The 7,106-nt window shown below is 65.4% G+C and carries 7 protein-coding genes; 5 read left to right on the top strand and 2 right to left on the bottom strand.

Annotated features, from left to right (window positions below):
- Positions 1-78: 78 nt before the first annotated feature.
- On the bottom strand, positions 79-942 hold the full coding sequence (locus ACH107_RS01600; RefSeq protein ID WP_412504352.1) for a hypothetical protein: 864 nt from the start codon (positions 940-942) through the stop codon (positions 79-81).
- Positions 943-1,075: 133 nt separating this feature from the next.
- Here ACH107_RS01600 and miaB point away from each other — a divergent pair, with 133 nt between their 5' ends.
- Complete coding sequence (gene miaB, locus ACH107_RS01595) at positions 1,076-2,413, top strand: tRNA (N6-isopentenyl adenosine(37)-C2)-methylthiotransferase MiaB (RefSeq protein ID WP_412504351.1); 1,338 nt, start codon at positions 1,076-1,078, stop codon at positions 2,411-2,413.
- A gap of 201 nt (positions 2,414-2,614) precedes the next feature.
- On the opposite strand, the gene ACH107_RS01590 is transcribed toward miaB, so the two are convergent.
- On the bottom strand, positions 2,615-2,857 hold the full coding sequence (locus tag ACH107_RS01590) for a hypothetical protein (RefSeq protein WP_412504350.1): 243 nt from the start codon (positions 2,855-2,857) through the stop codon (positions 2,615-2,617).
- Between the two features lie 208 nt (positions 2,858-3,065).
- Here ACH107_RS01590 and ACH107_RS01585 point away from each other — a divergent pair, with 208 nt between their 5' ends.
- The 4 genes from ACH107_RS01585 to lnt all read left to right on the top strand — a co-directional run bounded on the left by ACH107_RS01585 (position 3,066) and on the right by lnt (position 7,097).
- The gene (locus tag ACH107_RS01585) at positions 3,066-4,079 is read left to right on the top strand and encodes a PhoH family protein (RefSeq protein WP_412504349.1); all 1,014 of its coding nucleotides are present in this window, start codon (positions 3,066-3,068) and stop codon (positions 4,077-4,079) included.
- A 65-nt stretch (positions 4,080-4,144) separates the two neighbouring features.
- Positions 4,145-4,627, top strand: coding sequence for an rRNA maturation RNase YbeY (gene ybeY, locus ACH107_RS01580; RefSeq protein WP_310692108.1), 483 nt, complete (start codon positions 4,145-4,147; stop codon positions 4,625-4,627).
- Positions 4,628-4,678: 51 nt separating this feature from the next.
- On the top strand, positions 4,679-5,566 hold the full coding sequence (locus ACH107_RS01575) for a hemolysin family protein (protein ID WP_412504348.1): 888 nt from the start codon (positions 4,679-4,681) through the stop codon (positions 5,564-5,566).
- A complete protein-coding gene (gene lnt, locus ACH107_RS01570; RefSeq protein WP_412504347.1) occupies positions 5,559-7,097 on the top strand; it encodes an apolipoprotein N-acyltransferase in 1,539 nt (512 codons plus the stop codon). The genes ACH107_RS01575 and lnt overlap by 8 nt, the downstream gene beginning before the upstream one ends.
- Positions 7,098-7,106 lie beyond the last annotated feature (9 nt).

The following is a 7,106-nucleotide window of genomic DNA, read 5'->3' as shown; positions in this document are numbered from 1 at the left end:
CCGGCGACTGGCCCTGCAGTTCGCTGCGTCGGAACGGGCGACCGCAGGGCGACGCCGGCCCGGCCTGGGGCGCGCGCGTCAGAACCACTGACCCGGTTCCATCAGGCCGAGGTCCAGCAACTGCTGGGAATGCCACACGAACGGCGTCGAATTGTGCCACCGGAAGGTGTCGATGTCGAAGGTACTGCCGGGGTTGCGCTTGAGCGCCTTGGCCGTGCGGAACGAGCACACGGCGGCGGTCAGATTGTGATGCCAGGGGCAGGAATAGGTGTTGTATTCTGGATCGTTGAACACGTAGCCGGGCAAAAGCTCCAGCCCCGGCTTGTTGCGAAACAGTGACACCCGGTCGATCCGGCGGCGCTGCTTTGGGATATGTTCCTCGAAGCGCCAGCGCAGCCCGCCGAAGAAATTCATCTGCCGGTCCAGGTCATTGTTCCAGCGGTCCTTGCGCGACAGCGCGTAGTAGCCTGACTTGTCCAGGTGCGCATCCTCGCGCGCGACGGCGTCGGGGTGCTGGCCCAGGTCGCCGGCGTAAAGGTCGATCACGTATGTCAGGATCGTGTCGCGCCGTTCTTCGGTGTTGAAGGCCAGCATCTCGCCCACGGTGCGCGCCTCGCGGAAGGGATAGAACAGATACTCGGCGTTATAGCAGTAGTGGAACCAGATCGGCCCGGCCGCGCCGATCACGGCGTTCACCGCACGTTCCATCGCACCCTCGGCGCAGATGTCGTAATCGACGCGATGCACCTGCTCGGCGAGATCGTCGGCGAGCGTGATCTCGGGCAGGGCGAAGACGACCACCGCCTTGAACCCGGCGTCGCGCGCGTGTCGTATCGTGCTGTCAAGCTCGACAGCGTCCTCGGCCATGACAAGGGCCACCGGCCCCTTGGCCAGGGCGGTTTTCCCCTTGGACAGGAAATCTGAAAGCGAGGAATGCCGCATGTCGCCCGTGCCTTTCGCCGTTTGATCTAGCCCTTCAGCGGTCAAATTCCGGCAAATCAGGTTTCATTGCAAGCGCTCCGGATGCGCGGTATCAGGTCCGCCAGTGCTGCCCTCATTCCAGACAGGTGCCCCGATGACCGCGCCCAAGAAGCTCTTCATCAAGACATACGGTTGCCAGATGAACGTCTACGACAGCGAGCGCATGGTCGAGGCGCTGGGCGGCAAGGGCTATGTCGAGACCCAAAGCCCCGACGACGCGGACATGATCCTGCTCAATACCTGCCATATCCGGGAAAAGGCCGCCGAGAAGGTCTACTCCGAGCTGGGGCGCTACAAGGGGCTGAAGGCCGACAACCCCGACCTGAAGATCGGTGTCGCCGGCTGCGTGGCCCAGGCCGAGGGCGAAGAGATCATGCGCCGGCAGCCGATGGTCGATCTTGTCGTCGGCCCGCAGAGCTATCACCGCCTTCCAGCGATGGACGATGTTCTGACGCAGGGCGGCAAGGCGCTCGATACGGAGTTTCCCGAGGAGGACAAGTTCGAAGAGCTGAAAAGGCGCCCCAGGGCCGGGCGCGGCCCGACCGCGTTCCTGACCGTGCAGGAGGGCTGCGACAAGTTCTGCTCCTTCTGCGTGGTGCCTTATACCCGCGGCGCCGAGCTCAGCCGCCCCGCTGACCGGATCATCCGCGAGGCGCAGGATCTCGTCGAGGCCGGCGTGCGAGAGATCACCTTGCTGGGCCAGAACGTGAACGCCTACAACGGTCATGCGCAGGGCCTTGCCGGTCTCATCTGGGAGCTGGACAAGATCGACGGTCTGGCGCGTATCCGCTTTACCACCAGCCACCCCAACGACATGGACGATGCCCTGATCGAGGCGCATGGAACCTGCGACAAACTGATGCCCTATCTGCACCTGCCCGTGCAGTCCGGCTCGGATCGCATCCTAAAGGCGATGAACCGCAAGCACACCGCCGAGGATTACCTGCGCCTGATCGAACGTATTCGCAAAGCGCGGCCCGATCTGCACCTGTCAGGGGATTTCATTGTCGGCTTTCCCGGCGAGACCGACCGGGATTTCGAGGACACCATGGAGATCATCCGCGCGGCGGGGTTCGGCACGGCCTTTTCCTTCAAGTATTCGCCGCGCCCCGGCACCCCGGCGGCCGAGAAGACGGCCAAGATGGTCGATCCCGAGGTGGCCAGCGAAAGGCTGCACCGTCTGCAGGCCCGCATCACTGCCCAGCAGACCGCGCTGCAGGACTCAATGGTCGGGCGCGAGGTGTCGGTTCTGTTCGAGAAACCCGGCCGCATGGCTGGGCAGATGGTGGGCAAGTCGGACTATCTGCATGCCGTTCATGTCAGCGCCGATGGTCTTGCCCCGGGGCAGATTCGTCGGGTTCGCATTGTCGAAAGCGCACCCAATTCGCTGGCTGGCGAACTGGTTGAAGCGTCCGAGGGCGCGGCGCCCTGATCAGATAGGATCGCCCCCAGCCGAAAACTGGGTCACTAGCGGCCCGGTTGACGCGTTGCCGACCGGACAACCATGGGAAATCTGGCGATTGGCTCATCCAATACGGGGCGCGCACGACGTGATGGCCCAGATGCGGGTGGCCGCCGACAGGACGGGGCGTCACCAGTCGGCGCGGTTTCCCGCATGTCCCAGATTTCGAGATCAGGACTGATTCGCGCGGCGCTTACCTTCTGCGAGGCAGATTTCGTCGGCCTCGTCGACGGACATCGAGTCGGGCCGGTCGATAGCCCGATCCCATGTTACCTGACTTCTGGTGTAAAGCTGGCAGGTCACCGTGCCATGCGAGGTATCCACCTGCACCGGGGTCGTCTCCATGGACTTCGGATCCACGCATCCCGACACGAAAACTGCAGTCGCCAGAATGGCTATACTCTTCATATACATAACAAACATCCTGATTTGCTTAGCTTCTAGCAGGCATGCCGGTCGCGGCGGCGCCGTCAAGCATTTTTTGCCCTGGCCCAGCGGCTCGGTGCGGCAGGCGGGACGCGGCCCCCTTTTTTCGTTTCAATCAGGTGACATTGCGCCGCGGTCCCTTGCGCTGGTCGGTCCCGCTTGCCAACATCGGTTAAACACCGTTCAGGAGTCTTGCTTGGCCATATCCGCACCGCCCCCGTCCGAACCTGCCGCTGACGCGCCAGAGGTGCTTGAATTTCAGGACAATTTCCTTCTGATCGACCTGTGCGGCGAGCACGACAGGCATTTGGCAGACATCGAGGCGAAGACCGGCGTCCAGATCCTGCGGCGGGGCAACCGGCTGACGATTCACGGCCCCCCCGCGCCGCGCCGCGAGGCGGCCGAGATCCTCGGGGCCCTTTACGAACGGCTCGAGGCCGGGCGGTCGGTCGAAACCGCCGATATCGACCGCGAGATGCGCATGGGCGCCGGAGAACGCGACACCGGCGCCGCCCGCAATGGCGATCAACTGGACCTGCTCCCCGGTGCGCGGGTCGAGATCAAGACCCGCAAGAAGATCATCGAGCCGCGTACCGAGGCCCAGAAGGGCTATGTCCGGTCGCTGTTCGAGAACGAATTGGCCTTCGGCATCGGCCCGGCGGGCACCGGCAAGACCTACCTGGCCGTGGCCGTGGGCGTAAACATGTTCATCGGCGGCCATGTGGACAGGCTGATCCTGTCGCGCCCGGCCGTCGAGGCGGGCGAGAAGCTGGGCTATCTGCCCGGCGACATGAAGGACAAGGTCGATCCCTACATGCAGCCGCTGTATGACGCGCTGAACGATTTCCTGCCCGGCAAGCAACTGGCCAAGCTGATCGAGGAAAAGAAGATCGAGATCGCGCCACTGGCCTTCATGCGCGGGCGCACCCTGTCCAACGCCTTTGTGGTGTTGGACGAGGCGCAGAACGCCACCACCATGCAGATGAAGATGTTCCTGACGCGCTTGGGCGAGGGCAGCCGCATGGTGATCACGGGCGACCGGTCCCAGGTGGACCTGCCGCGCGGCCAGCAATCGGGCCTGCACGATGCCGAGCGGCTGCTGGGCCACATTGGCAAGATTTCGTTTGACTACTTCTCGGCGCGCGACGTGGTGCGCCACCCGCTGGTGGCCGCCATCATCGAGGCCTACGAGGCGGACGCCGCCCGTTAGCGGCGAACCGGGATTGGGGCCGAATGCGCATTCCCTGTCCTACGCACCTGCGGTAAGAGCCGCCCATGACCATTGATTGCCGCATCGAGGCCCCCGACTGGGAGGCGCTGGATCTTGCCGTGCTGGCTGAGCGGGCGGCGGCGGCAACGTTGGCGCATATTGGCCACGACCCGGCGTCGTTCGAGATTGACCTACTGGCCTGTGACGATGCCCGCATCTCTGCGTTGAACGGCGATTTCCGCGCCAAGCCGCGGCCGACCAACGTGCTCAGCTGGCCCAGTGAAGAACGCGGCGCCGAAGAAGAGGGCGGCCAGCCGCTTTGGCCCTCGGACCCCGAACTTGGCGACATCGCCATCGCATGGGAAACCTGTGCGCGCGAGGCGGCCGGGCACGGCAAGCCGATCGAGGCGCATGTGACGCACCTTATCGTCCATGCGACCCTGCATTTGCTGGGGTTTGATCACGAGCGTGACGGGGATGCCACCCTCATGGAAGGTCTCGAAGTAGAGATACTTGGCAAACTGGGTCTTCCTGACCCATATTCATGACTGACGCTTCCCGGCCCGGCGTGTTCCAGGGGCCATCACCGGTAGGAGAAAATGGGCGACACCACCGACGGGTCTTCTAACGCGGCGCAAAGCGCGCAGTCCGACACGACCCAGCACCTTCAGCGCGGTTTTTTCGACCGCATCGTCGAGGCGTTCAGCCACTCTGACATGTCCCAGACCAAAGCCAGCGAGGCCAATGGCCATGCGGTGGCCCCCGCCCGACCGGGGCTGGCCAACCTGCGCCGGATGCGGGTCGAGGACGTGATGATCCCCAAGGCCGAGATCGTGGCCGTTCCGCAGGACATCTCGAAAGAGGAGATGGTGAAGGTCTTTCGCGACAGTGGCTATACGCGGCTGCCGGTATATGACGGCACGCTGGACACGCCTGTGGGCTTTGCCAACCTCAAGGACTTGGCGCTGACTCATGGCTTCGACTGCGACAGCGACACCTTCGATCTGCGCGCGCTGCTGCGGGCGCTGCTTTTCGTGCCGCCTTCGATGCCGCTGGGGGTGCTGCTGCAGAAGATGCAGTCCGAACGGACCCACATGGCCCTGGTCATCGACGAATATGGCGGCACCGACGGCTTGCTGACGATCGAGGACTTGCTGGAACAGGTCGTCGGTGAGATCGAGGACGAACACGACACCGACGAGACCGTGCCCTGGAAGCCGGAACAGCCCGGGGTCTACATGGTCGAAGCGCGTGCCCCGCTGGACGAGTTCGAGGCCGAGATCGGCCGCCCCCTGACTGGCCACGAGGAAATCGACCAGGACGAGGTCGACACCCTGGGCGGTCTGGTTTTCATGCTGGCCGGCCACGTGCCGGCGCGGGGCGAGGTGATCCCGCACCCGGATGGCCCAGAGTTCGAGGTGGTCGAGGCCGATCCGCGCCGCATCAAGCGCCTGCGGGTGCGGCTGCACGGGCGCGAGGGTGGCTGACACACCGCGGCTTTCGTCGGTCGCCGGATGGGGGCGCTGGTCAAGGGCCGCCCTGGCGATGGTCCTCGGGGTGGTCCTGTCCTTGGGGCAGATGGGCGATGGCCCATTGCGCGTGCTCTGGGTGCTGATCGCCCTGGGTGTGGCGCTGCTTGCAGGCCGGGTGTTGCCCCCGAAAAAGGCGGCCTGGTTCGGTTGGGTCATGGGCCTGGCCTATTTCGGCATCACCCTGCGCTGGATCGTCGAGCCGTTCTTTGTGGACCCGTTGCGGCATGGCTGGATGGCGCCCTTTGCGATCATCGGCATGGCCGGGGGGCTGGCGCTGTTCTGGGCGGTGGCCTTCGGGCTGGGGGTGCGCGCGGCGCGGTTGCCGCGGCTGCGGCTGGCGGCTGTCGCTGTGGCGCTGGTCGCGGCGGAATTCGCGCGCGCCAATGTGCTCAGCGGCTTTCCCTGGGCGATGCTGTCCTATAGCCTGATCGGCGGGCCGGTGGATTACCTCTTTGCCCTGGTGGGGCCGCACGGTGCCAACGCGGTGCTTCTGGCCGTGGCGGTGCTGATGGCACGCGCCCTGGACCGGGGCCGGGCGGCCCTCTGGTCCGGAGGGGCGCTGATCTGCGCGGGGCTGGTCGCGGCAAGCGCCGCCATGCCGGTGCCCGAAACCGACCGCGACGCCCCCACGGTGCGGCTGGTCCAGCCCAATGCGCCGCAGCACCTCAAGTGGGACCCGGAATGGATGCCCGTCTTTTTCGAGCGTGCCCTGGCCGCGACCGCGGCCGACCCGCCCGCTGACGTGGTGATCTGGCCCGAGACCTCGGTCGCCACGCTGCTGCGCAATGCCGATCCATGGCTGGAACGGATCGGCCAGGCCGGGCGCGGCGCGCCGGTGCTAGCCGGGATTCAGCGCTGGAACCCGCAGGCGGGCTATCACAACAGCGCCATCGTGGTGGAAACCGACGGCAGCGTCGCCGCGCTTTATGACAAGCAGCACCTCGTGCCCTTTGGGGAATACGTGCCCCTGGTCGGCATCTTCGACAAGATCGGCCTGACAGCCATGGTCGATATGGCCATGGGGTTCGCCCCCGGCGATGGCCCGGGGACCGTCGATGTGGCAGGGCTGGGACGTGCCCGCATCCTGATATGCTATGAGGGCATCTTTCCCGAAGAGATCACCGAGGACGGCCCGCGGCCCGATGTTCTGGTCATCATGACCAATGATGCCTGGTTCGGCAACGGCCCCGGGCCGCGTCAGCACCTGGTCCAGGCCCGGGCACGGGCCATCGAACAGGGGCTGCCGGTGCTGCGCGCGGCGAACACGGGCATCTCGGTGGTGATCGACGGGCGCGGACGTATCGGCGACAGTCTGGCCCTGGACCAGACGGGGCACCTGGATGTGCAAGTCGGGGAGCCGCTGCCGCCGACGCTCTATTCCCGCCTGGGCGACTGGCCGGTTCTGGTCGTGCTTCTGGCGACACTGGGACTGGTTTCCCTGCCGGGGCGACGGTTTCGCGTTGACGGCAACGGGGCCGCTCGCTAGGTGCGATGC

It is taken from the genome of Roseovarius halophilus (ex Wu et al. 2025), assembly GCF_047086965.1.
Note: the sequence above shows the minus strand (reverse complement) of the source record. Positions and strands in the feature narration are given on the sequence as shown.